The sequence below is a fragment of the Rhodoferax koreense genome, from assembly GCF_001955695.1.
Classification (GTDB): Bacteria; Pseudomonadota; Gammaproteobacteria; order Burkholderiales; family Burkholderiaceae_C; genus Rhodoferax_B; species Rhodoferax_B koreensis.
This window is the reverse complement of sequence record NZ_CP019236.1, coordinates 4,557,489-4,581,596: the sequence shown is the minus strand read 5'-3', so window position 1 is coordinate 4,581,596 and position 24,108 is coordinate 4,557,489. Positions and strand designations below refer to the sequence as shown.

Here is a 24,108-nt window from a genome sequence, read left to right as displayed (position 1 = left end):
TTACTGCGCGGCGCCCTTGGCGCGCCCGCTTCCGTCAACCCAATGCGTCCCGCGGGGCGCCAGAAACCGATAGCCATGTCCTCTCTCATGCGTTCCACCTATTGCGGTCTCGTCACCGAAGCCCTGCTGGGCCAAACCGTCACCCTGTGCGGCTGGGTCAACCGCCGCCGCGACCATGGCGGTGTGATTTTTGTCGACCTGCGCGACCGCGAAGGTTATGTGCAAGTGGTCTGCGATCCGGACCGCCCGGAGATGTTCGCCGCCTCCGAGACCCTGCGCAACGAATTCTGCGTGCAGATCAAGGGCCTGGTACGCGCACGCCCCGAGGGCACGGCCAACGAGACGCTGAAGAGCGGCAAGGTCGAAGTCCTGTGCCACGAACTGACGGTGCTGAACCCCTCCGTCACGCCGCCGTTCCAGCTGGACGACGACAACCTGTCGGAAACCACGCGCCTCACGCACCGCGTGCTGGACCTGCGCCGCCCGTACATGCAGAACAACCTGATGCTGCGCTACCGCGTGTCGATGGAAGTGCGCAAGTTCCTCGACGCGCACGGCTTCATCGACATCGAAACCCCGATGCTCGGCAAGTCCACGCCCGAAGGTGCGCGCGACTACCTGGTGCCCAGCCGCGTGCATGCCGGCACGTTCTTCGCGCTGCCGCAAAGCCCGCAGCTGTTCAAGCAGTTGCTGATGGTGGCCGGCTTCGACCGTTACTACCAGATCACCAAGTGCTTCCGCGACGAAGACCTGCGCGCCGACCGCCAGCCCGAGTTCACGCAGATCGATATCGAAACCTCGTTCCTCGGCGAGCAGGAAATCCGCGACCTGTTCCAGGAAATGATCAGCACGGTGTTCAAGAACACGCTGGGGGTGGACCTCGGCGAATTCCCGGTGATGACCTTCCAGGAAGCCGCGGCGCGCTACGGCTCCGACAAGCCCGACCTGCGCGTGAAGCTCGAATTCACCGAACTCACCGACGTGATGGCCGATGTGGACTTCAAGGTGTTCTCGGGCGCGGCCACGATGAAGAACGGCCGTGTGGTCGCCTTGCGCGTGCCAGGCGGTTCGGTCGAAGGCGGCGGTATCAGCCGTGGCGAAATCGACGCGTACACCGAGTTCGTGAAGATCTACGGCGCCAAGGGCCTGGCCTACATCCGCGTCAACGACCTCTCCAAGGGCCGCGACGGCTTGCAAAGCCCCATCGTCAAGAACATCCACGACAAGGCGCTGCAGGCGGTGCTCGAGCGTTCGGGTGCGCAGAACGGCGACCTGATCTTCTTCGGCGCCGACAAGGCCAAGATCGTGAACGACGCCATCGGCGCGCTGCGCATCAAGATCGGCCACAGCGAATTCGGCAAGAAGAACGGCCTGTTCGAAAAAGCCTGGCGTCCGCTGTGGGTCACCGATTTCCCGATGTTCGAATTCGACGAGGACGCGCAGCGCTACACCGCCACGCACCACCCGTTCACCGCGCCCAAGGACGGCCATGAGGACTGGATGGCCACCGCGCCCGAGAAGTGCATCTCCAAGGGTTACGACATGGTGCTCAACGGCTGGGAAATGGGTGGCGGCTCGGTGCGTATCCACCGCGCCGACGTGCAGCAGAAGGTGTTCGATGCCTTGAAGATTACGCCCGAGGAAGCGCAGGACAAGTTCGGCTTCCTGCTCGACGCGCTGCAATATGGCGCGCCACCGCACGGCGGCCTGGCTTTCGGCCTGGACCGCATCGTCACGCTGATGACCGGCGCCGAATCCATTCGTGACGTGATCGCGTTCCCCAAGACCCAGCGCGCGCAGGATCTGCTCACGCAGGCCCCTTCGACGGTGGACGAGAAGCAGTTGCGCGAACTCCACATCCGCCTGCGCGATCCTGCGGTCTGATCCGCGACTGAATCTCGCAGAAAAAAAGGGCCGTGACGCAAGTCACGGCCCTTTTCAATTGGAGGAGATCGCTCTCGTTCAGCTCAGTTCGCCCATCTGGCTTTGCAGGTAGTTCTGGATACCGACCTTGGCCACCAGGTCGATCTGGGTTTCCAGGAAATCGATGTGCTCTTCGGTGTCGTCCAGGATGCCTTGCAGCAGGTCGCGCGAGACGTAGTCGCGCACCGCTTCGCAATGGGCGATGCCGTCCTTGATCGTGGCCTGCGCGCCGTACTCGGCCTTGAGGTCGCAGTTCAGGCATTCGGGCACGTCTTCGCCGACGAGGATCTTGGCCAGGTCCTGCAGGTTCGGCAGGCCGTCGAGCATGAAAATGCGGTCCATGAGCTTGTCGGCGTGCTTCATCTCGCCGATCGATTCCTCGTATTCCTTCTTGGCCAGCTTGTCCAGGCCCCAGTGCTTGTACATGCGGTAGTGCAGGAAGTACTGGTTGATGGCCGTGAGTTCGTTCTTGAGCTGCGCCTGCAGATGCTCGATGACCTTGAGATCGCCCTTCATGATGGAATCCTCCGTATGGGTTTGTTTTGGTTGCAATGTGCCGGCCTATTGTCTTTGACCTTGCTCAACAAATCAAAAAACGGAGCCGCATGCCCCCGTGATATCGCTCTGAGAGCGAACGGGATTGATAGGCGTTCTTTTTCGCCCGAGAAAAAAGAGGGCCCGGTCGTGTCATACCGCGATGACGACGACCGGGCCATCGGCCGCGGCGGGGTGGCTCAGGCCGTGGCTTCGGCCAATGCCTTCACCAGTTCGATCGGCGCTTCGGCGGGTGCCGAGGTGCGGATCAGGTGGTCGAAAGCGCCGAGCGCGGCCTTGGCGCCATCACCGGCGGCGATGATGATCTGCTTGAACGGCACGGTGGTCGCATCGCCTGCGGCGAACACGCCGGGCACCGAGGTCTGGCCGCGTGCATCGACCACGATCTCGCCGTGTTTCGTCAGCTCGACCACACCCTTGAGCCAGTCGGTGTTGGGCACCAGGCCGATCTGGATGAACACGCCTTCGAGCGGCACGGTGTGGAGTTCAGCGGTGCCGCGGTCCTTGTAGACCAGGCCGTTGACCTTCTGGTCGCCGGTGATCTCGGTGGTCTGCGCATTCTTGATCACGGTCACGTTGGCCAGGCTGGTGAGCTTGCGCTGCAGCACGGCATCGGCGCGCAGCTGCGTGTCGAACTCGACCAGCGTCACATGGCCGACGATGCCGGCCAGGTCGATCGCCGCTTCCACGCCCGAGTTGCCGCCGCCGATCACCGCCACGCGCTTGCCCTTGAACAGCGGACCGTCGCAGTGCGGGCAATAGGCCACGCCCTTGTTCTTGAACTCCTGCTCGCCGGGCACGTTGATGTTGCGCCAGCGCGCGCCGGTGGAGATGATCACCGAACGGCTCTTCAGCGAGGCGCCGTTTTCCAGCTTGATCTCGATCAGGTCCTTGCCGGGCACGAGCGCGGCCGCACGCTGCAGGTTCATGATGTCGACGTCGTAGTTGCGCACGTGCTCTTCCAGCGCGTGGGCGAACTTCGGCCCTTCGGTTTCCTTCACCGAGATGAAGTTCTCGATGCCCATGGTGTCGAGCACCTGGCCGCCGAAACGCTCGGACGCCACGCCGGTACGGATGCCCTTGCGTGCGGCGTACACGGCGGCTGCGGCACCAGCGGGGCCACCGCCGACGATCAGCACGTCGAACGGGTCCTTGGCGGCGATCTTCTTGGCTTCGCGCTCGACACCGCTGGTGTCGATCTTGGCCAGGATTTCCTCCAGGCTCATGCGGCCCTGGCCGAATTCGGTGCCGTTGAGGAACACGGTCGGCACGGCCATGATCTGGCGTTCCTTGACTTCGTCCTGGAAGGTGCCGCCTTCGATCATCGTGGCGCGGATGCGCGGGTTCTGCACCGCCATCAGGTTCAGCGCCTGCACGACGTCGGGGCAGTTGTGGCAGGTCAGCGAGACATAGATCTCGAAGTCGAAATCACCGTCGAGCGCCTTGATCTGGTCGAGGATGGCCTGTTCGACCTTGGGTGGATAGCCGCCGATCTGCAGCAGCGCGAGGATCAGCGACGTGAATTCGTGGCCCATCGGCAGGCCGGCGAAACGCGGTCCGTGGTTTTCACCGGGGCGGTTGACGGAGAACGAGGGTTTGCGGTGCGGATCGTCGCGGCTCTCGGTCAGCTTGACCAGCGGGGACGACTCGGCCACGTCCTTCAGCAGCGACAGCACTTCGCCCGAGGCCTTGCTGTCGTCGACCGAGGCGACGATTTCGATCGGCTGCGTGGCACGTTCGAGGTAACTCTTCAGTTGGGCTTTGGTGGCGGTGTCGAGCATGATGGACTTTCTAGGCAAATTCTTGGAGGGATAAAAAAGCCCGGGAACCGAGGCGCCCGGGCTTGGGCGCAGCTTGGCGCTTAGATCTTGCCGACCAGGTCGAACGACGGGGCGATCGTCTTGTCGCCGTCATTCCACTTGGCAGGGCAGACTTCGTTCGGGTGAGCGGCGGTGTACTGAGCCGCCTTCAGCTTGCGCAGGGTTTCCTTCACGTCGCGGGCGATTTCGTTGGAGTGCACTTCGGCGGTCTTGATGATGCCGTCCGGGTTGATGATGAAGGTGCCTCGCAGCGCCAGGCCTTCTTCGGCGATGTGCACGTCGAAAGCCTTGGTCAGCGTGTGGGTCGGATCGCCGACCAGGGGGAACTTGGCCTTGCCGACGGCAGGGGAGGTGTCATGCCACACCTTGTGCGAGAAGTGCGTGTCGGTGGTCACGATGTAGACCTCGGTACCCAGCTTCTGGAATTCAGGATAGTTGTCGGCCGCGTCTTCGACTTCCGTGGGGCAGTTGAAGGTGAAAGCGGCCGGCATGAAGATCAGGACCGACCATTTGCCCTTGAGCGTTTCGTCGGAGACTTCGACAAACTTGCCGTTGAGGTAAGCCTGGGTCTTGAACGGTTGAACTTGGGTGTTGATCAGGGACATGTTGACTTCCTTTGGGTTGATGGTGAAACGAATTGATAGTATATATCCATCGATAGTTTAATTCGATAGTAATAGACTATGGTTTGAATTGGCACCGTCTATGTTGCGTGTCCATTTCGAACCTGGCGCCGCCTCTAGATGAGAATAATTCGCATATACTTGCGACCTCTCCAGAGCCAGCCCTTGTCAGCGTAGCAGAGGATCGCCGATCCTTTTGCGACGCGCCACGCCAGCCGACGTTGTCCAACCAACCGTTTCAGGCTGCCCGTGGTTCATATCTCGCGTTTTTCATCTGTATTTCAACCCGCCGCACGCTTCGACCTGCGCGAAATCGCCACGCTTGTGGCGCTGGCCTGTGGCGCCTGCCTCGGCGCCCAGGCGCAGACCGTGGCCCTCAAGGAGGTCGTCATCAGCGGCTCGCGCAGCGAGCAGGATCCAAACGAGCTGCCGATGACCATCGACGTCATCAACAGCCAGGAACTCGAGAGCCGGCAGGTCCAGGACATCCGCGACCTCGGCGCCGATCTGCCGAACGTCAGCGTGCCGCGTTCGCCCGCGCGTTTCGCCATCGGCGCGCAGACCGGACGCGACCAGAACGCCGGCTTCAACATCCGCGGCCTCGAGGGCAACCGCGTGCTGATGCTGGTCGACGGCATCCGCCAGCCGCGCAGCTACACCTTCCCGAGTGAAAGCGCCGTGGGCCGCGACTACATCGACACCAGCCTCGTACAGCGCGTGGAGATCGTCCGCGGCGCCACCTCGGCACTGTACGGCTCGGACGGCGTGGCCGGCCTGGTCAACTTCATTACCAAGGAGCCGGCTGACTATCTGCTGGGCGGCAAGACCTTCGGCGGCTCGGCCAACGTCGGCTACAGCAGCGACCGCGAAGGCTGGAAGACCGGCGTCACCGCCGCCGGCCGGGCCAACGACGCGTTTTCCTGGCTGCTGTCGGGCAGCCTGAGCGGCGGCAAGGCGCTGGACAACATGGGCACGAACAACGCGGCCAACGCCAACCGCACCACGCCCAACCCCGAGACCGACAAGAACCAGTCGCTGCTGGCCAAGCTGGTGTTCACGCCGGGCGGGGGCCAGAAGCACGTGCTCACCTTCGAACACGTGGACCACCAGGCCGACTACAACCTGCTGTCCAACATCAACGCGCCCACGCCGGTGCTCACCGGCACGGCCCTGGCCAATTCGACCATCGCCTCGAACGCCAACACCGAGATGCAGCGCGACCGCCTGACCTGGGACGGCAGCTGGCAGCTCGGTTCGGCCCTGGCCGACCAGTTGCGCGCGGTGCTGAGCTACCAGGATGCGAAGTCGAACGAGTATTTCTTCCAGGACCGCTTCAGCTCGGCCGACCGCGTGCGCATCACCGACTATTCGGAAAAAAGCTTCCAGGCCAACCTGCAGGCCAACAAGCAGATCCGCCTGGGCGCCGACGTGCTGCAGAAGATCACCTACGGCCTCGACTACACCCGCGGCAAGATCGAAAACCTGCAGACCGGCGTCACGCCCGCGGCCGGCGAGACCTATCCGCTCAAGCGTTTCCCCGACACCACGGAATCGACCACCGCGCTGTATGCGCAGGACGAGGTCATCCTCGGCGCCTGGAGCATCACGCCGGGGCTGCGCATCGACCACTTCAGCATCGACGCGAGCCAGGCGGGCTTTACGCCGTTGGCCAAGTCGCTGTCGGATTCGGCGCTGTCGCCCAAGCTCGGGGTGCTCTACCACGCCAGCGACGTGTGGAGCGTCTACGGCAACTACGCCTCGGGCTTCAAGGCGCCGAACGCGGGCCAGATCAATTCCTTCTTCGCGAATCCGCAGGCCAACTACCAGAGCATCGCCAACCCGAACCTGAAGCCCGAGAAGAGCCGCAACTTCGAGATCGGCACGCGCGGCCGCCTGGCCAACGTGCAGCTCGGCGCGGCCGCCTTCACCGGCCGCTACAAGGATTTCATCGAAGACTTTCAGCAGGTCGGCGGCAGCTTCTCCGCGGCCGATCCGGCGATCTACCAGTCGGTCAACCTGAGCCGCGTGCACATCAGCGGCTTCGAGGTGCGCGGCCGTGCCGAATGGGGCCGCATCGACGCGCTCGGCGGCGGCGAGCTCAGCACGCCGTTCTCGTATGGCCGCACCAAGGGCACGAACAAGGCGACCGGCGCGGGCATCAACTCGGTCAGCCCGGAACGCCTGAACATCGGCCTGCAATACGCCACGCCGGTGTGGAGCGCCGCGCTCAACGTCAACCACTATGCGGGCAAGAAGCGCGGCGACGTCGATCTTTCGGCGCAGGCCAACCCGTTCCTGAGCCCGGCCGCCACCATCGTCGACTTGAGCGGCCAGTGGCGCATCAGCAAAGACCTGCGCCTGACCGCCGGGGTCTACAACCTGACCGACAAGAAGTACTGGCAATGGTCCAGCGTCGTTGGTCAGGCCGCCACCAGCACGACCATCGACGCCTACAGCCAGCCGGGCCGCAACGTCCGCGTGTCGCTGGTCGCCGATTTCTGAAACCCCGAGGAGCCATCCGATGCAACAGATCACAGATTCCGCAGTGCGCCAGCAGTTCGCCGACGCCCGCGCGAGCGGCAAACGCGCCAAGGACGCGGCCGAAAGCCTGGGCCTGAGCGAAGGCGCGGCCGTGGCCGCCCACGTCGGCGCACACGCGCACCCGCTCAAGGCCATCCGTCTGCAGGGCCCGTGGATCGCGCTGCTGCAAGGCCTGCAGGCCTGCGGCCCGGTGATGGCGCTCACGCGCAACGCATCCACCGTGCATGAGAAGACGGGCGTCTACGAAAACATCAGCGGCGGCCCGGCCATGGGCCTGGCGCTGGGCGAAGACATCGACCTCCGGCTCTTCCTCGACCACTGGTTCGCCGGCTTCGCGGTGTTCGAGCCGGCGGCGTCGAGCGCCAACCCGCCTGCGCAGAGCCTGCAGTTCTTCGACGCCCACGGCGTGGCCGTGCACAAGATATTCGTGCGCGACGCGACCGACCGCGCCGCCTTCGATGCGCTGGTGGCACGCGTCGCGCAGCCGGCCGGCGGGCCCGTGGTGTTCACGCCGGCCACGCCCAAGGCCGCCGCGCAGCCCGACGACCGCATCGACGTGGCCGCGCTGTCCGCCGCCTGGGGCGCGATGACCGACACGCACCAGTTCTTCGGTCTGCTGCGCCAGCACAAGGCCGAACGGCAGCAGGCGCTGCGCCTGGTCGAAGGTGAGTTCACGCAGCGTGCCGACCCGTCCGCCGTGCGCCACCTGCTCGACGAGGCGGCGATGGACGGCACGCCGATCATGGTCTTCGTGGGCAGCCCCGGCTGCATCCAGATCCACAGCGGCCCGGTGCACCGCATCGAGCCCATGGTCACGCCCACGGCGCAATGGATCAACGTGCTCGACCCCGGCTTCAACCTGCACCTGCGCGAGGACATGATCGCCGACGTGTGGACCGTGCAGAAGCCCACCGCCGACGGCATCGTCACCTCGGTCGAGGCTTTCGATCACAGCGGCGAACTCATGGCCATGTTCTTCGGCAGCCGCAAGCCCGGCACACCCGAGCTGCAGGGCTGGCGCGACATCGTGGCGCGGCTGCCGTTGCGAGAAACGGCCGTGGCGTCATGAGTGGGATGAAGCATTCCACACGCCGCGACACGCTGCGTTTCATCGCTACGGCTGCTGCGGCCACCTGTGCCGCGGCGGTGTGGCCGTTGCGCGCGCAGACCACCACTGCCCCGCGGCTGGTCACCGTCGGCGGCGCCATCACCGAAGTCGTCTACGCACTCGGCGTCGAGGCGCAGCTTGTCGGCACCGACACCACCAGTCTGTATCCCGCCGCGGCGCTGAAGACGCCCAAGGTCGGCTACCTGCGCACGCTGTCGGCCGAAGGCCTGCTGTCGCTCAGGCCCGATGCGGTGATCGGCACCACCGAGGCCGGCCCGCCGGTCGTGCTCGACCAGTTGCGCAGCGCCGGTGTGAAGGTCGAACTCGTCGTCGCCGACCATTCCTGGGCCGAGGTGCAGCGCAAGATTGCCGCCGTGGGCCGTGGCGCGGCGCGCGAGACCCAGGCACGCGCGCTGCAGGCCCGGCTCGATGCCGACTGGGCCGTGGTGCAGAACGAAGTGGCACAGCGCACCGCCCGCAAGCCGCGCGTGTTGTTCATCCTGGCCCATGGCGCGAGCCCACAGGTGGCGGGTCAGAAGACCGCGGCCGACGCGATGATCCGCTTTGCCGGCGGCATCAACGTGATGAGCGGCTTCGACGGCTACCGGCCGATGACGGCCGAGGCCATGGCCGCGGCGGCGCCCGACGTGATCCTGACTTCCACACAGGGCATCGAGGCGCAGGGCGGCATCGACAAGTTCTGGGCGCGGCCCGAACTCGCACTTACGCCGGCCTTCAAGCGCCGGGCGCTGGTGCACATGGACGCGCTCGAGCTCATCGGTTTCGGCCCGCGCCTGCCGGGCACGGTGCGGGTGCTGGCGCAGAAGCTGGCCGCCGCGTGATGGCTGCCGCAGTCGGAGGCCCGGTGACTGACACGCCGGGTTCGCGCCGCCTCTCCTTCCCCTCCGTGATGTGGCTCGGCGCGGGCCTGGTGCTGGCCAGCCTGCTGGTCGCAAGCGCACGCGGCGCCTATGCCATCGACTTCGCCGACATCCTGAAGACGCTGTGGGCCCTGGCCTCGGGCGGGATCGAGGGCACGCCCGAGCAACTGGTGTTCCTCAACATCCGCCTGCCGCGGCTGCTGCTCGGCCTGGCCGCGGGCGCGGGGCTGGGCATGGCCGGCGCGCTGATGCAGGGCCTGTTCCGCAACCCGCTGGCCGATCCGGGGCTGATCGGCGTGAGCAGCGGCGCGGCGCTGGCCGCGGGCATCGCCATCGTGCTCGGCACCCTGTATTTCCCGGAAATGCCGCGCAGCCTGGGCAGCTGGACGCTGGTGGCCATGGCTTTCGGCGGCAGCCTGGCGGTCACGGTGCTGATCTACCTGCTGGCGCAATCCGAGGGCGGCACCCGCGTCGGCCTGATGCTGCTGGCCGGCGTGGCCATCAACGCGCTGGCCGGCGCCGGCCTCGGCTACCTGACCTTCCTGGCCAGCGACGAGCAGTTGCGCAGCATCCAGTTCTGGCTGCTCGGCAGCCTGGGCGGCGCGCGCTGGGCTTCGGTGTTGCTGGTGTTTTCTATTGTTTTGATAGCAGGCTGCGCAGCATCCACCTGCGCCAGGCCGCTGAATGTCATTGCATTGGGCGAGGCGCAGGCGGTGCTGATGGGCGTGGACGTGGAACGCACCAAGCGCCGCGCCATCGCCATCACCGCGCTGGCCGTGGGCGCGATCACGGCCACCACCGGCATGATCGGCTTCGTCGGCCTGTTGAGTCCGCATTGCATCCGGCTCGTCGCAGGGCCGGACCACCGCATCGTCATTCCCGGCTCGGCGATGCTCGGCGCGGCCCTGGTGCTGCTGGCCGACAGCGTGGCCCGCACCGCGGTGCAGCCCGCCGAACTGCCGCTCGGCGTGTTGACGGCCTTTGTCGGCGTGCCGTTTTTCCTGTTGCTGCTGCGGCAGTTCAGGGGGCGTGTGTGACGGTGCAAACCTTGTCGCTGAACCACGCGTCCTGCCAGGCCGGTGGCGCCACGCTGCTGCGCGACGTCTCGGTGGCGTTCGAGGCCGGCCGCTTCGCCGCCGTGCTGGGGCCCAACGGCGCGGGCAAGTCGAGCCTGCTCTCGCTGCTCAGCGGGCAGCGCGCGCCGAGCGCCGGTCAGGTGCTGCTGCAGGGCCAGCCGCTCGCACGGCATGCCGCCGCCGACCTCGCAACCCGCCGCGCCTTGCTGCCGCAGGACCTGTCGATCGCATTCGACTACACCGTGCAGGAAGTCGTCGAACTCGGCCGTTATCCGCATCGCCGCCGGCCCAGCCCGCACGAGCGCGACATCGTCCCCCGGGCCATGCAGGCCACCGGCGTGGGCACACTGGCGCATCGCGTGCTCAACACGCTCAGCGGCGGCGAACGCGCCCGCGCGCAGCTCGCGCGTGTACTGGCGCAGATCTGGGAACCTCCGCCGTCCGGCGAAAGCCGCTGGTTGCTGCTCGACGAACCGACCGCGGCGCTCGACGTGCACCACCAGCACGCCGTGCTGCGGCAGGCGCGCATCTGGGCACACCGCCATGGCATTGGCGTGGTGGCCGTGTTGCACGACCTGAACCTGGCGCTGCGCTACGCCGACCAGGCCGTGGTCGTGCAGGCCGGCCAGGTGCTGGCCGAAGGGCCGCCGGCCACGGTGCTCGACGTGGCGACGGTGCGCCGCGTCTGGCAGGTGGACGTGCATCCGGTGCGCGACGGCGAGGGCTGTCTGCAACTGCTGATGGCGTGACGGCCGCCCCAACTTGGTGACGCGCCGCACCGGGATGGGATCGGGGCCGGGGCCGTGAACCGTCACTGCACGGGGCTTTCCCTGGGGCAGGCGGTCTTTCTGCATACGGACTTGGCCCGGCATGAAGCTTGCTTGATGCATTGCGTCCGCCGGTGAAGCTGCTGCGGGCCGGTTTCTCCCGCTAATGATGGCGCCTCCACCGAAGCGCATCGGCCTGCCTGGCTGACGACGTTCGGTTGTTCCAACCCCCACCCGTGTGAAGCGGAGGGTGCGTTGTGGCAGGTGCCCGAGTCGGGCCCAGCCGCCATCTACCGCACTCAATGCCTCCGCTGCCACGGGTCCCACGAGGATCAGCATGAAGATCATTGTTGTCGGCCACGGCATGGTAGGCCATAAATTTCTCGAGAGTCTCGCCGAAACCGGACTGCCCGACGTCGAAGTCACGGTGTTGTGCGAGGAGCCGCGTGCGGCCTACGACCGCGTGCACCTGTCCGAATTCTTCAGCGGCAAGACCGCCGAGGACCTTTCCCTGGTCGAGTCCGGTTTCTTCGAGCGCACCGGCTTCACGCTGCGCCTGGCCGCCCGCGCCGCCTCTGTGGACCGCATCGCCAAGACCGTCACCACCCTGGACGGCGAGGTGCTGCCTTACGACAAGCTGGTGCTGGCCACCGGCTCCAACCCCTTCGTGCCGCCGGTGCCGGGGCGCGAGCGCGAACACATCCACGTCTACCGCACCATCGAAGACCTGGAGGCGATGAAGGCCTCGGGCCGGAAGTCGAAGACCGGCGTGGTGGTCGGCGGCGGCCTGCTGGGGCTGGAATGCGCGAAGGCCTTGCGTGACATGGGGCTGCAAGCCCACGTGGTCGAATTCGCCCCGCGCCTGATGACCGTGCAGGTGGACGAAGGCGGCGGCCGCGTGCTGCGCGCCAAGATCGAGGAACTGGGCCTCACCGTGCACACCGGGCGCAACACGCAGGAGATCACCGACGGTGCCACGGGCCGCCATCGCATGGTGTTCGCCGACGGCACGCACCTGGAAACCGACATGATCGTGTTCTCCGCCGGCATCCGCCCGCGCGACGAACTCGCGCGCCAGTGCGTGCTGGCCATCGGCCCGCGCGGCGGCGTGGCCATCGACAGCGCCTGCCGCACCAGCGACCACGACATCTATGCCATCGGCGAATGCGCTTCGTGGAACGAACAGGTGTTCGGCCTGGTGGCGCCGGGCTACGACATGGCCCGCGTGGCGGCGCGCCACATCGCCGGCGACAAGGACGCGGCCTTCGTTGGTGCCGACATGAGCACCAAGCTCAAGCTCATGGGGGTGGACGTGGCCAGCATTGGCGACGCGCACGGCCGCACGCCCAAGAGCCGTTCCTGCCAGTACGTGGACGAACTGCGCCAGATCTACAAGAAGATCGTCATCAGCGAAGACGGCAAGCAGTTGCTGGGCGCGGTGCTGATCGGCGACGCCACCGAGTACGGCACGCTGCTGCAGATGGCGCTGAACGGCATCACGCTGCCGGCCGACCCCGAATTTTTGATCTTCCCGTCGAGCGATGGCAAGGCCAAGCCCGGCCTCGGCGTGGAAGCGCTGCCCGATGCAGCGCAAATATGCTCTTGCAACAACGTGAGCAAGGCGGCGATCTGCGGCGCCGTGGGCGAGGGCGCCTGCACCGTGGCCGAGATCAAGGCCTGCACCAAGGCCGGCGCCACCTGCGGCGGCTGCGTGCCGCTGGTCACGCAGGTGATGAAGTTCGAGATGGCACGCCGCGGCATGGCGGTGAACAACCACGTCTGCGAACACTTCGCCTATTCGCGCCAGGAGATCTACCACCTGGTGCGCGTGGGCAACATCAAGAGCTTCGACGACCTGCTGGCCCGGCACGGCAAGGGCCTGGGCTGCGAGATCTGCAAGCCCGTGGCCGCCAGCGTGTTCGCCTCCTGCTGGAACGAATTCGTGCTCAAGAAGGATCTGGCTGGCCTGCAGGACAGCAACGACTACTACCTCGGCAACATCCAGAAGGACGGCTCGTATTCGGTCGTGCCGCGCATGCCCGGCGGCGAGGTCACGCCGGACGGCCTGATCGCCGTGGGCCAGGTGGCCAAGAAATACGGCCTGTACACCAAGGTCACCGGTGGCCAGCGCGTCGACCTGTTCGGCGCACGCGTCGAGCAACTGCCGCCGATCTGGGAGGAACTGATCGCCGCCGGCTTCGAGTCGGGCCATGCCTACGGCAAGTCGCTGCGCACGGTGAAGAGCTGCGTGGGTTCGACCTGGTGCCGCTACGGCGTGGGCGACAGCGTGGGGCTGGCCGTGGCACTGGAGAACCGCTACAAGGGCCTGCGCTCGCCGCACAAGATCAAGTTCGGCGTGTCGGGCTGCACCCGCGAGTGCGCCGAAGCCCAGGGCAAGGACATCGGCATCATCGCCACCGAGAAGGGCTGGAACCTCTACATCTGCGGCAACGGCGGCATGAAGCCGCGCCACGCCGAACTGTTCGCCTCCGACCTGGACAAGGACGAGTTGGTGCGCATGATCGACCGCGTGCTGATGTTCTACGTGCGCACAGCCGACCGCCTGCAGCGCACCAGCACCTGGCGCGAAAGCCTGGAGGGTGGCCTCGACTACCTGAAGGACGTGCTGATCAAGGACAGCCTGGGCCTGTGCGCCGAGCTCGAAGCGCAGATGCAGCACGTGGCCGACACCTACCAGTGCGAGTGGAAGACCGCGGTGAACGATCCGGAGACGCGCAAGCGCTTCCGCTCCTTCGTCAACAGCGACAAGGCCGACGAACACGTGGTCTTCGTCGAGGAGCGCGGGCAGATTCGCCCGGCCAGTGCCGAGGAACGCAACGCATCCCAGGGAGTGGCAGCATGAGCGCGGTTCTTCAGACATGGACCGACATCTGCGCGGTCGACGACATCCTGCCGGGCACCGGTGTATGCGCGTTGGTCGAGGACCGGCACGTCGCCGTGTTCCGCCTGCAGGTCGCCGATGGCGACCGGTTCTATGCCATCGACAACGTCGATCCAAAGTCGGGCGCGAGCGTGTTGTCGCGCGGCCTGCTCGGCAACCTCGGCGAGCGCGTCGTCGTGGCCTCGCCGCTGTACAAGAACCACTTCGACCTGGCGACCGGCGAATGCCTGGAGGCGCCCGAGCAGTCGGTGCGTGCACATGGCGTGCGCATCGACGCCGGGCGTGTGAACGTGACGCTGGCTGGGTAGACTTCGCCCCGCTCCACGTTCAAACTCGCCACATGCCCGACCCCGCCGCGCCGCTGTCCGTTGCCACCCTCGTGTTGCGTGCCAAGGAGCGCGAGATCGAGGCCGTGCGCGAGCTCGCGAACCGGGCCAACCTGGTGGACGTGGTCGGCCAGGTGATCCAGGCCCTGCAGCGCGAGCGCGGGGCATCCAGCATCTACCTGGCGTCCAGGGGCCAGCGGTTCGCCGATACGCGGCGCACGCTGGTCGACGAGGCGCGTGCGGTGGAGCAGCGGCTGCGCGAGGTGTTCGCGGCCGAATCGCAGCACGCGCAGGGCGCGACGGCCAGGACCTTGTCGCTGATGGCCTGGGCGCTGCTCGGCCTGGATGCGCTGGTCGCGTTGCGGGCCCAGATCGAGCGGCAGGCCATGCCCGCCCCCGACGCCGTGGCGGCCTACAGCCACCTGATCGCGGGACTGATCGAACTGGTGTTCCACGTGGCCGATGCGTCGGCCGTGCCCAGCGTCTCGCGCCTGCTGGTGGCGATGCTGCACCTGGTGCAGGCGCAGGAAGAGGCTGGACAGGAGCGGGCGGTGGGGGCCTTGCTGTACGCCTCCGGCGTGGGTGCCGAGGCGCACCAGCAGCGGGTGGTGCACCTGATCGAGGCGCAGGAGCGCAGCCTCCAGGTCTTCGCCGAGTTCGCCGAGCCGGCCTTGCGCGCCCGTTGGGACGCGCAGCAACTGCAGCCCGGCGTGGCCCGGCTCGAACGGTTGCGGCGCACGCTGTGCACGGCCCGGCCCGGTGCGGCGCTCGACAGCAACCTCAGCGATACCTGGTTCAACGTCTGCACCGAACGCATCGACGATCTGTGGCAGCTGCAGGTCAAACTCGTCAAACGCCTGCGCGAAGACTGCGCGGCACGGATTCTCGAAGCGCAGCAGGACCTGCAGGATTCCAAGGGCCTGCTGCGACGACTGCGCGACAACCCGCCACCGCGCACCCACGTGGTCGACCGTTTCTTCGACGACGCCATCGCGCCGCAAGCGGTGCCGGCCCGCGGCGCCGGCCCAGCCCCCGCCCCCGCCGAATCGAACACGCTGCTCGACCTCCTGCAGGCCCAGGCCGCCCGGCTGGCCGCGATGGAGGCCGAACTCGACACCGTGCGCCGCACCCTCAACGAACGCAAGGTGATCGAACGCGCCAAGGGCATGTTGATGGCCCGCCTGGGCATGACGGAACAGGCCGCGTTCCGCGCGCTGCAGAAGACCTCGATGGACCAGAACCGCCGGCTGCTCGACGTGGCCGAGGCCACGCTTTCGCTGCCGGACTTCGCGTTTGCGCAGCTGGCGGCGCAGGCCGGCCAGCACACGCGCTGAGACCGGGCCTGGCGGTTGAACCGGGCTACGCCAGCCCCATCGCCCGTCCATCGCTGCGCGGATCGTGCGCTCCGGTCATCACGCCGGTGGCCGGATCGATGCGGATCGCACCCGGATGCCCCATCAGCGGACTCTGCGCCGGCACACGGCTCAGCGCGTGGCCGCGGGCTGCGAGCTCGGTGAACACGGCTTCGGGCAGGTCGGCTTCCAGCTTCAATGAATCGCGCGCATCGGAGAAGGTCTTGCCGAGCAGAAAACGCGGCCGGGCCAGCGCGGCGGCCGGGTCGAGGCCGTAGTCGATCAGGCGCGTGAGGATGGCGGCCAGCGTCTGCGGCTGGCCGTCGGCGCCCTGCGTGCCGTAGAGGATGGCGGGTTTGCCGCCTTCCAGGTACATGCCGGGATTGAGCGTGTGGAACGGCCGCTTGCCCGGCGCGAGGCAGTTCGGGTGCTGTGGGTCCAGCGAAAAAGCCGCGCCGCGGTTGTGCCAGACGAGGCCGGTGTCGCCGACCACCACGCCGCTGCCCCAGTCGAAGTACACCGTGGCCAGCATCGACACCGCGTTGCCGAAGGCGTCGGCCGCGGCGATGTACACGGTGTCGCCTTTCTGGAACACATGCGGCCACGGCAGGGCGCGGCGTGGATCGATCGCGGCGGCGCGCGCATCGAGGTGGGCGGCGGACAGCAGCCGCGCGGTCGGCACTTCGCCATCGTCCGGATCGGCGACGAAGCGGTTGCGGTCGATGAAGGCCTGCTTCACGGCTTCGACCATGAGGTGGAAATGGTCGGCACTGCCCTCGGGCACGGCCCGCAGGTCGAAGCGATCGAGGATGCCCATGATCTCGAGCGTGGTCACGCCCTGGGTGGGCGGCTGGTGCGCGACGAGTTCGCCGCCGCGGTAGGGCACGCGCAAGGGGGCTTCGATGCGCGCCCGCGTTGCTGCCAGGTCGGCCGCGGTGAGCGGCGAGCCGGCCTGGGCCAGGCCTCGGGCGATGGCGGCCGCCAGCCGGCCCTCGTAGAAATCGCGTGGGCCGTCTTCGGCGAGTGAGGCCAGCGTGGCGGCCAGCCGGGGCTGGCGCCGCACGAAGCCGGCCGGAGGCACCTGACCGTCGGCGAGGAAGGCCTCGAAGACACCGGTTAACGGGCTGGCATCGGCCAGGCGAAAGTCGAGCCAGAAACGTTCGGAGGCCGAGATCTCGAAGCCGTCGCGTGCGAGGGCGATCGCCGGCGCCAGCAGGCCGGCCCAACTCCGGTGTCCGCCCCAGTCGCGCCGGCTGATCTCGAAGGCCTGGCCGTACACGTCCACCGCCGCGGCCGTGGTCAGCATCGCGCGCGGGCCGCGCACGGGGATCTGGCCGCTGTAGCCGTGGACGTTCTGCGCGGCCTGGCCGATGCCCGAGATCGTCTGCAGCCCGCCCGAGGCGTCGGCGATGACCATGAAGGCGTCGCCGCCCAGGCCGCAGAAATGCGGGTACGTGACGCCCAGGCAGGCGGCGATGGTGATGGCGGCCTCGATGGCGTTGCCGCCGGCGGCCAGCACGGCGAGGCCGGCCTGGGACGCGAGAGCATGCGGGCTGGTGACCATGCCGCGGCTGGAGGTGGCAGCGCCGGTGCCGTTGGGGGTATGGGGCATCACCGGATCTAGCAGCGAACGTGCCAGGCGGCATGCCGGTTGGCTCCCGTTTGCTCAGTCGCGCCCGCGGGTCTTGACCGCGTACATGTCCTGGTCGGCCAGGCGCACGAGTTCCTCGGCGTTGTGCGCCGGCCCGGGAAACACGGCCAGGCCGACCGATGCGCCGAACACTTCTTCGCGCAACGCCGTCTGCGCCAGGCTCTCGAAAGGCGGCAGCAGGCAGGTGTGCACGTGCTTGCGCATCTTCTCGGCGGCGGCGAGGTCACGCACCTGGCCGAGCAGGACCGCGAACTCGTCGCCCGCGTAACGGGCCACGACGTCGCCGTCGCGTGTGGCGCTGCGCAGCCGCGCGCCGACCTCGATCAACACGCGGTCGCCGCTTTCGTGGCCCAGGGTGTCATTGATCAGCTTGAAGCGGTTCATGTCGATGAACAGCACGGCGAACGGTTCACGGTCAGTCTCGCGCTGGCCGTTGCCGATGCGGCGGTCGATGCAGCGCATCAGCCAGTCGCGGTTGGCCAGGCCCGTCAGCGCGTCAGTGCGCAGGCGCAACTGCATTTCGCTGAAGGTGCTGGCCAGCTCGCCGATGGTGCCGCGTCCGCGCACCTCGAGGATTTCGTCGAGCTGGCCCTGGCCGACCAGGCGCGCAGCCCGGGTCAGGCGTTGGAGGTCGCTGCTGAGCCAGTTGAGGATCAACAGGCCGAGCCCGGCTGCGCCCAGCGCGGCCAGGCCGCCGATGGCCGCCGTGCGCAGCACGTTCGCCATGACGCCCTGCATGAAGTCGCTGCGCGGCGCCGCCACCGCGACGAACCAGTCCAGGCCCGCATCGTCGCGCAGGTGGCTGAAGGCCAGTTGCACCAGCTGGCCGCCCGGGCCGGTGAACCGCAGCGAATGGGCATTGTCGAAACTGCCGGCGTTGTCGCGGATGGCCTGGCGCATGTGCCGGTAGGCCGCCACTTGCAGCGGATCGCCGCTTTCGGCGGCGTTGATGCGTGTGTTCTCGCCGTCCGCGCCCCGGCGGATGTTCGGCGTTCGCGATGACGCGATGAGTTCTCCGCCGGCCTCGATGACGAAGGCGACGCTGTGGGGGCTGAGCGACAGCGAGCGCACGAAGCTGTTGAGGCTGTGCAGCGCCACATCGGTGGCCACCACGCCCTGGAAGTCGCCGGCCGCGTCGTTCACGCGCTTGGCGCGCGTCACCACGAGGTCGCGGGTGACGGCGTCGATGTAGACCGAAGTCCAGATCAGGGTGTTGCTGGTGCTGGCCCGCTGGTACCACGGCCGCTGGCGCGGGTCCAGCGGCGGCGTCAGCAGCGTGGGCTTGGGCAGCGGCGCATCGATGGACGGCAGCACGTAGGTTTCGCGCGGGCCGGTGGGCGAGGGGCGCAGCCGCCATTCCACGCGGTCAGGGCCCTCGCGGTACATCGAGACCATCTGCCCCGCACGGTTGCCGTAGAGCACGTTGGCATCGAAGTCGCCGTGCAGGGAGGTGGCCGCCCAGAACCGGCTGCGCAGGGCTTCGAGATCGGTCTCCAGCCGGGGCGCGGCGGTCATGCCGCGCGCGAACGCCGTCTCCAGCACGGCGGCCGAGCCGATCAACTGGCGGTCCACGGCCTGCGCGATGCGGGCCACCGTTTCCAGCATCAGATTGCGGGACAGGGTGTCCACGACTTCGCTGCCGGTGCGGTAGGACAGGGCACCGACCAACGCGGCAACGCCCAGGATCAACGCGACATAGGGGATGGTCAGCCACTGCCGCAGCGAGAAGCGGGGAGTCATGCGTCCTGGCGGTGCCTCTGAAAAGTGAGAAACAAAAAACGAAAGGAGCTGATTGCATGCGCAATCTGAAAGCCAAATTGATTTTGTGCGCAATCGGCAAGGAAATAATTCATATTAGGGTTATCGATATTAAATTTTTTGTTTATCGATAACACAATTGAGGCATGAAAACGAGCCATGCTGTCGCCCCCACCTCATCCGCGAACGGGGTATCCGCTCCGATGGCTGCCGTCACGGGCCGCAAGAGCAACGAGGTCTACCGCCATCTGCGCCGCCAGATCATCCTGGCCGAGCTGCCGGCGGGCCAGCAGCTCGTCGAGCTCGAAGTGGCGCGCCAGATGGATTGCAGCCAGAGCACCGTGCGCGAGGCCCTGATGCGGCTGCAGGAAGACGGGCTCATCATGCGCCAGGGCTACCGCGGCACCGTGGTGTCGTCGGTCTCGGCGATCGAAGGCCAGGAGTCCCTCGACATTCGCGCGCGCATCGAGTCCCGCGCCGCGCACCTGTCGATGGGCAACTTCACGCCCGCGCACATCGAACTGCTTAGCGGCCTCGTGCGGCAGATGGAGGCCATGGCCGAGCAGGGCGACGAGTACGGGCTGTTCGAACTCGACCAGGCCTTCCACCATGCGCTGTACGAAGCGGCGAACCTGCCGGCTTTGATCCCGATGCTCGACCGCTGCTCGCTGTGCAGCCACCGCTACAAAATCACGCAGTCCACCACCCGACGCACGCTGCGCGACACGGCGCTGCGCCACTGGAAGATCGTCGAGGCGGTGCAGTCGGGTCAGGCCGCGGAACTCGAGCGTGTGCTGTTCCACCATGTGTCCAGCGTGATCGGCGACGCCGATGGCGCCGCCCGTGGCGAGCCTGAACTGCGCATGTCGCCCCCGATGGCCGCGATCTTCCAGCGCCTGCAGAAGGAGGATGGCCACCTGCCCAACCCGATGCGCATCCCGCTGGCGGAGGCACGGCTCAACTTCAATGCCACGACCGCGCGCTGGAATCGCATCGACGAGGACGCGTTCGACATCGAGGACTTCCTGATCCCGAGCGCGGGCGGCTACCGGATGCCGGCGCTGCGCATCGCACCCAAGGTCGGCGCGCGTCCCGGCACGCTGCTGTACCTGCATGGCGGCGGCTGGGTGTTCGGCTCGGTGCAGACGCACCGCGGCGCCATGGCGCGGCTGGCCGAACTCAGTGGGTTGACCGTGGTCGGCATCGACTACCGCCTCGCCCCCGACGCCCCTTTCCCTGCGGGCCTGAACGATGCCGTCTGGGCCTGGCACTGGCTGCGGGCCGAGTCCGATGCGCGCGGGCTGACCGCGCCGTGGTTCGTCTCGGGCGATTCCTCGGGCGCCAACCTCGCGTTGTCGATGATGCTGGACCTGCGCCACGCGGGCGAGGCGCTGCCGGATGCCGCGCTGCTGTTCTACGGCGTGTTCGCGGCCAACCACCAGACCGAATCGCACCTGCGCTGCGGCCAGGGTCAGTTCGGCCTCTCGACGGAAAAGATGGCCTGGTACCGCGCGCATTACCTCAGCGGCGCGCGCTGCAACCCGGACGACCCGCGCGTGTCGCCGCTGCTGGCCGATCTGGCCGGACTGCCGCCGATCTTCATGAACGCGGCCGGTCTCGACCCGCTGCGTGACGACAGCCTCATGCTTGCCCGGCGCCTGGCCCAGGCCAACGTGCCGTGCCAGATGAAGGTGGTCGAAGGCGTGGTGCACGGTTTCATGCAGATGAGCAGTGAATTGCCCGAAGCCATGGCCGCTTTCAAGGATGCCGCCGCGTTCACCCGGTCCTGGTGAGCTTTCGTTTTCATAAAACCCATAGGAGACAGACCATGCAGATTCCACGCCGCCCGCTCTTGAGTGCCTTGGCCGCCGCCATCGGCGCCCTGGCCTTCGCCTTGCCTGCCTCGGCGCAGCAGCAGACCGTGAACTTCTGGTACCACGTGGACAACGCGGAAAACACCAAGATCATGGACGAACTGGTGAAGAACTTCGAGGCCAAGAACCCGAGCATCAGGATCAAGGCCGAGAACATCCCCTGGAACAACTACTTCGACAAGCTGTTCATCTCCATCGCCGGTGGCCAGGCGCCCGACGTGGCGGTGACGCGCCTGGCGCTGCAGCCGCAGTTGCTGGAGATGAACGCCATCGAGCCCATCACCAAGCAGATCAACAGCTGGCCGGCCAAGAGCGACCTCGCGCCGAACCTGCTCGACATCAACAAGGCCCCGGACGGCGAGTACTACTACATGCCGCTGCAGTACGTGGCCATCTACCTCTACTACCGCGCCGACCTGTTCGCCAAGTACAACCTCAAGCCACCGGCCACCTGCGAGGAGTTCCGCGACGCGGCCAAGAAGCTCACCCTGCCGGCCAGCGCCAACGGCGGCACCGAGCTCTATGGCTTCGGCATGCGCGGCGGCAAGGGCGGGCACGACAACTGGGGGCCGTTCGTGCTGTCCCAGGCCGAACTCAAGCCGGGCGCCATCAACACGCCCAAGGCCGTGGCGGCCAACCAGTGGTACATCGACCTGCTGCGCAAGGACAAGGTGGCGCCACCCTCGGCGCCGAACGACGGCTTCAACGAAATCATCAGCGCCTTCAAGTCGGGCCGCACCGCGATGATCTTCCACCACGTCGGCTCGGCCAAGGCCATGGCCGACGCGCTCGGCGACAAGGTCTCGGCCGTGCCCGTGCCCTCTTGCGGGGGCGGACGCTGGACGTATTTCGGCGACGAGTCGACCATGATGTTCAAGACCTCCAAGGTCAAGGAAGCCTCGTGGAAGTGGATGAGCTTCTTGAGCGAAGGCGACAACAACCTGCGCTTCAACGAGGCCACCGGCCAGCTCACCGTGACCAAGAGCGGATCGGCCAAGGTGCCCCAGCCCGCGCGCTTCGTGAAGGCGACGATGGATTCGCTGGCCTTCGCCAAGCCGCTGCCGCTGGTGCCGCAGACCGCCGACTTCGTCTCTACCGTCTGGCCGACGACGATGCAGCGCGCGCTCAACGGCGAGATCACGTCCGCGCAGATGATGGGCGAGATCGACAAGCACTTCAGCAGCAAGTGACCAACGGAGCAAGCTTGTAATGGCAAAAATGCGCACCAGCATCCTGCCGTATGTGCTGCTGTCACCGGCGGTGCTGGCCACGGTGATCGTGGTGTTCTATCCGATGGTACAGGCGGTGATCACCAGCCTGTACAACAACATCCTGTGGAAGCCGCGCGGGGTGAAGTTCATCGGGCTGGACAACTACATCGCCATCGCGCACGACCCGGTGTTCTGGGCGTCGCTCGGTCGCACCGCGATCTGGATCGGCCTGACCGTGCCGCTGCAGTTGCTGCTCGGCCTGGTGACGGCCCTGCTGCTGAACCAGACCTTCCGCTGGCGCGGCCTGGCGCGCAGCCTGATCCTGATCCCGTGGGCGCTGCCCAGCGTGGTGATCGGCCTGATGTGGTCGTGGATCTACAACCCGCAGGTCGGCCTGCTCAACGACCTGATGCTGCGCCTGGGCCTGCTGCAGACGGCCGTGCCCTGGCTGGCCAACCCCGACACCTCGCTCTACGCCATCATCGCCGCGCTGGTGTGGCAGGGCTTTCCCTTCTTCGCCATCATGATCCTTGCCGGCTTGCAAACCATTCCCCACAGCCTGTACGAAGCGGCCGACATCGACGGCGCCAGCGACTGGCAGCAGTTCTGGCACATCACCATGCCCGCGCTGAAGGCCGTGCTGGTGACGGCGGTGATGCTGCGCATCATCTGGGTGGCCAACTCCATCGACGTGATCTACGTGATGACGGGCGGCGGGCCGGGCTACGCCACGCATACGTTGCCGCTGTATGCGCTCAAGCGCACCTACGCCAGCATGGATTTCGGCTACGGCTCGGCGCTGGCGGTGAGTTTCTCGCTGCTGCTGCTCGGTGCCATCTTCGTCTACCTGCGCAGGGCAGGAAAGGGGATCGAATGAGCGTCCAAGCCCATCGCCCGCTGCGCCGCCTGTTCACGCTGCACCTGCCGATGCTGGCCATCGTGCTGTTCGCACTCGGGCCCTACCTGTGGATGCTGATCACCTCGCTCAAGCCCGAGTCCACGCTGTTCTCGCCCGACCGCACCATCCTGCCCAAGGTGCTGACGCTGGACAACTACATCCGGCTGTTCGAGAAGACCACCTTCGTCGAGAACCTGGGCCACAGCCTGCTCGTGGCCATCGGCACCATGCTGCTCGGCCTGTCGGTCAGCATCACGGCGGCCTATGCGTTCTCGCGCTTCCGCTTCCCGGGGCGGCGCGTGCTGATGCTGCAGTTCCTGCTGGTCAACATGTTCCCGATCGTGCTCTTGATCATCCCGCTGTTCATCATCATGAGGAGCCTGGGCCTGCTCGACACCCACGTGGGCCTGATCCTCGCGCATTCGACCTTCTCCATCCCGTTCGCCACCTGGATGATGATCAGCTACTTCGACGCGATTCCGAGGAGCCTGGACGAGGCCGCGATGGTCGACGGCTGCACGCCCATCGGCGCCATGGTGCGCGTGGTGCTGCCGCTCACCGTGCCCGGCATCATCGCCACCGGCATCTACATCTTCATCACCTCCTGGAACGAGTACCTGTACGCGTCCATCCTCGCGGGGCAGAAGGTGCGCACGCTCACCGTCGCCATCCAGACATTGGTGGGCGAATACGAGATCGCCTGGGGGCTGCTCACCTCCGGCGGCGTGATGGGCGCGCTGCCCGTGACGCTGCTGTTCATGCTCATCCAGAAACGCCTCGTTGCCGGCATGACCCAAGGCGCGGTCAAAGGCTGATTCCATTTTCAATAGGAGACACATTCC

The 24,108-nt window shown here is 66.8% G+C and carries 18 protein-coding genes; 13 read left to right on the top strand and 5 right to left on the bottom strand.

Features of this window, described 5'->3' with window-relative positions; genetic code table 11:
• Nucleotides 1–75 precede the first annotated feature (75 nt).
• On the top strand, nt 76–1,884 hold the full coding sequence (gene aspS / locus RD110_RS21265; protein WP_239467085.1) for an aspartate--tRNA ligase: 1,809 nt from the start codon (nt 76–78) through the stop codon (nt 1,882–1,884).
• Between the two features lie 78 nt (nt 1,885–1,962).
• Here aspS and bfr read toward each other — a convergent pair whose 3' ends face one another.
• From bfr to ahpC, 3 genes are all read right to left on the bottom strand, one after another.
• Nucleotides 1,963–2,439 (bottom strand): bacterioferritin, encoded by a 477-nt coding sequence (gene bfr, locus RD110_RS21260; protein ID WP_076201808.1) that lies wholly within the window; start codon nt 2,437–2,439, stop codon nt 1,963–1,965.
• Between the two features lie 218 nt (nt 2,440–2,657).
• Nucleotides 2,658–4,259 carry an alkyl hydroperoxide reductase subunit F gene (ahpF, locus tag RD110_RS21255; RefSeq protein ID WP_076201807.1) on the bottom strand — a complete coding sequence of 534 codons (1,602 nt, stop codon included), beginning with the start codon at nt 4,257–4,259 and terminating at the stop codon, nt 2,658–2,660.
• 80 nt (nt 4,260–4,339) lie between these two features.
• Entirely contained in the window at nt 4,340–4,903 is a 564-nt protein-coding gene (gene ahpC, locus RD110_RS21250; RefSeq protein WP_076201805.1) for an alkyl hydroperoxide reductase subunit C, read from the bottom strand.
• Nucleotides 4,904–5,170: 267 nt separating this feature from the next.
• Between ahpC and RD110_RS21245 the strand changes: the two genes are divergently transcribed.
• The 8 genes from RD110_RS21245 (at nt 5,171) to RD110_RS21210 (ending at nt 15,856) form a co-directional block, all read left to right on the top strand.
• Nucleotides 5,171–7,423, top strand: a complete 2,253-nt coding sequence (locus RD110_RS21245) for a TonB-dependent hemoglobin/transferrin/lactoferrin family receptor (RefSeq protein WP_157900272.1) — start codon at nt 5,171–5,173, stop codon at nt 7,421–7,423.
• A gap of 19 nt (nt 7,424–7,442) precedes the next feature.
• Nucleotides 7,443–8,531: a hemin-degrading factor gene (locus RD110_RS21240; protein ID WP_076201804.1), complete on the top strand. Its 1,089-nt coding sequence runs from the start codon at nt 7,443–7,445 to the stop codon at nt 8,529–8,531.
• Nucleotides 8,532–8,536: 5 nt separating this feature from the next.
• Nucleotides 8,537–9,412, top strand: coding sequence for a heme/hemin ABC transporter substrate-binding protein (locus RD110_RS21235; RefSeq protein ID WP_076201802.1), 876 nt, complete (start codon nt 8,537–8,539; stop codon nt 9,410–9,412).
• A complete protein-coding gene (locus RD110_RS21230; protein ID WP_076201801.1) occupies nt 9,412–10,488 on the top strand; it encodes a FecCD family ABC transporter permease in 1,077 nt (358 codons plus the stop codon). The genes RD110_RS21235 and RD110_RS21230 overlap by 1 nt, the downstream gene beginning before the upstream one ends.
• Nucleotides 10,485–11,276, top strand: coding sequence for a heme ABC transporter ATP-binding protein (locus RD110_RS21225; RefSeq protein WP_083686421.1), 792 nt, complete (start codon nt 10,485–10,487; stop codon nt 11,274–11,276). The genes RD110_RS21230 and RD110_RS21225 overlap by 4 nt, the downstream gene beginning before the upstream one ends.
• A 355-nt stretch (nt 11,277–11,631) precedes the next feature.
• Nucleotides 11,632–14,157 carry a nitrite reductase large subunit NirB gene (gene nirB, locus RD110_RS21220; RefSeq protein WP_076201799.1) on the top strand — a complete coding sequence of 842 codons (2,526 nt, stop codon included), beginning with the start codon at nt 11,632–11,634 and terminating at the stop codon, nt 14,155–14,157.
• Nucleotides 14,154–14,504, top strand: coding sequence for a nitrite reductase small subunit NirD (gene nirD, locus RD110_RS21215; protein WP_076201798.1), 351 nt, complete (start codon nt 14,154–14,156; stop codon nt 14,502–14,504). The genes nirB and nirD overlap by 4 nt, the downstream gene beginning before the upstream one ends.
• Before the next feature lie 32 nt (nt 14,505–14,536).
• On the top strand, nt 14,537–15,856 hold the full coding sequence (locus RD110_RS21210; protein ID WP_076201796.1) for a nitrate- and nitrite sensing domain-containing protein: 1,320 nt from the start codon (nt 14,537–14,539) through the stop codon (nt 15,854–15,856).
• A 25-nt stretch (nt 15,857–15,881) separates the two neighbouring features.
• On the opposite strand, the gene RD110_RS21205 is transcribed toward RD110_RS21210, so the two are convergent.
• Together RD110_RS21205 and RD110_RS21200 are read right to left on the bottom strand one after the other, a co-directional pair.
• Nucleotides 15,882–17,486: a gamma-glutamyltransferase family protein gene (locus RD110_RS21205; protein WP_076201795.1), complete on the bottom strand. Its 1,605-nt coding sequence runs from the start codon at nt 17,484–17,486 to the stop codon at nt 15,882–15,884.
• A 54-nt stretch (nt 17,487–17,540) separates the two neighbouring features.
• Complete coding sequence (locus RD110_RS21200; RefSeq protein ID WP_076201793.1) at nt 17,541–19,265, bottom strand: diguanylate cyclase domain-containing protein; 1,725 nt, start codon at nt 19,263–19,265, stop codon at nt 17,541–17,543.
• 221 nt (nt 19,266–19,486) lie between these two features.
• Between RD110_RS21200 and RD110_RS27610 the strand changes: the two genes are divergently transcribed.
• From RD110_RS27610 to RD110_RS21170, 4 genes are read left to right on the top strand one after another with little or no spacing between them, the layout of a single operon-like run.
• The gene (locus RD110_RS27610) at nt 19,487–21,076 is read left to right on the top strand and encodes an alpha/beta hydrolase fold domain-containing protein (RefSeq protein ID WP_162277371.1); all 1,590 of its coding nucleotides are present in this window, start codon (nt 19,487–19,489) and stop codon (nt 21,074–21,076) included.
• A 35-nt stretch (nt 21,077–21,111) separates the two neighbouring features.
• Nucleotides 21,112–22,347, top strand: coding sequence for an ABC transporter substrate-binding protein (locus RD110_RS21180; protein WP_083686418.1), 1,236 nt, complete (start codon nt 21,112–21,114; stop codon nt 22,345–22,347).
• A gap of 19 nt (nt 22,348–22,366) precedes the next feature.
• Nucleotides 22,367–23,245, top strand: coding sequence for a carbohydrate ABC transporter permease (locus tag RD110_RS21175; protein WP_076201792.1), 879 nt, complete (start codon nt 22,367–22,369; stop codon nt 23,243–23,245).
• Nucleotides 23,242–24,081 carry a carbohydrate ABC transporter permease gene (locus tag RD110_RS21170; RefSeq protein WP_076201790.1) on the top strand — a complete coding sequence of 280 codons (840 nt, stop codon included), beginning with the start codon at nt 23,242–23,244 and terminating at the stop codon, nt 24,079–24,081. The genes RD110_RS21175 and RD110_RS21170 overlap by 4 nt, the downstream gene beginning before the upstream one ends.
• Nucleotides 24,082–24,108: the final 27 nt, after the last annotated feature.

What these genes read in the sequence shown, in the direction of transcription:
- aspS (WP_239467085.1), top strand. Translation starts at nt 76, where the DNA reads ATGTCCTCTCTCATGCGTTCCACCTATTGCGGTCTCGTCACCGAAGCC.
- bfr (WP_076201808.1), bottom strand. Translation starts at nt 2,439, where the DNA reads ATGAAGGGCGATCTCAAGGTCATCGAGCATCTGCAGGCGCAGCTCAAG.
- ahpF (WP_076201807.1), bottom strand. Translation starts at nt 4,259, where the DNA reads ATGCTCGACACCGCCACCAAAGCCCAACTGAAGAGTTACCTCGAACGT.
- ahpC (WP_076201805.1), bottom strand. Translation starts at nt 4,903, where the DNA reads ATGTCCCTGATCAACACCCAAGTTCAACCGTTCAAGACCCAGGCTTAC.
- RD110_RS21240 (WP_076201804.1), top strand. Translation starts at nt 7,443, where the DNA reads ATGCAACAGATCACAGATTCCGCAGTGCGCCAGCAGTTCGCCGACGCC.
- RD110_RS21235 (WP_076201802.1), top strand. Translation starts at nt 8,537, where the DNA reads ATGAAGCATTCCACACGCCGCGACACGCTGCGTTTCATCGCTACGGCT.
- RD110_RS21230 (WP_076201801.1), top strand. Translation starts at nt 9,412, where the DNA reads ATGGCTGCCGCAGTCGGAGGCCCGGTGACTGACACGCCGGGTTCGCGC.
- nirB (WP_076201799.1), top strand. Translation starts at nt 11,632, where the DNA reads ATGAAGATCATTGTTGTCGGCCACGGCATGGTAGGCCATAAATTTCTC.
- nirD (WP_076201798.1), top strand. Translation starts at nt 14,154, where the DNA reads ATGAGCGCGGTTCTTCAGACATGGACCGACATCTGCGCGGTCGACGAC.
- RD110_RS21210 (WP_076201796.1), top strand. Translation starts at nt 14,537, where the DNA reads ATGCCCGACCCCGCCGCGCCGCTGTCCGTTGCCACCCTCGTGTTGCGT.
- RD110_RS21205 (WP_076201795.1), bottom strand. Translation starts at nt 17,486, where the DNA reads ATGCCCCATACCCCCAACGGCACCGGCGCTGCCACCTCCAGCCGCGGC.
- RD110_RS21200 (WP_076201793.1), bottom strand. Translation starts at nt 19,265, where the DNA reads ATGACTCCCCGCTTCTCGCTGCGGCAGTGGCTGACCATCCCCTATGTC.
- RD110_RS27610 (WP_162277371.1), top strand. Translation starts at nt 19,487, where the DNA reads ATGGCTGCCGTCACGGGCCGCAAGAGCAACGAGGTCTACCGCCATCTG.
- RD110_RS21180 (WP_083686418.1), top strand. Translation starts at nt 21,112, where the DNA reads ATGCAGATTCCACGCCGCCCGCTCTTGAGTGCCTTGGCCGCCGCCATC.
- RD110_RS21175 (WP_076201792.1), top strand. Translation starts at nt 22,367, where the DNA reads ATGGCAAAAATGCGCACCAGCATCCTGCCGTATGTGCTGCTGTCACCG.
- RD110_RS21170 (WP_076201790.1), top strand. Translation starts at nt 23,242, where the DNA reads ATGAGCGTCCAAGCCCATCGCCCGCTGCGCCGCCTGTTCACGCTGCAC.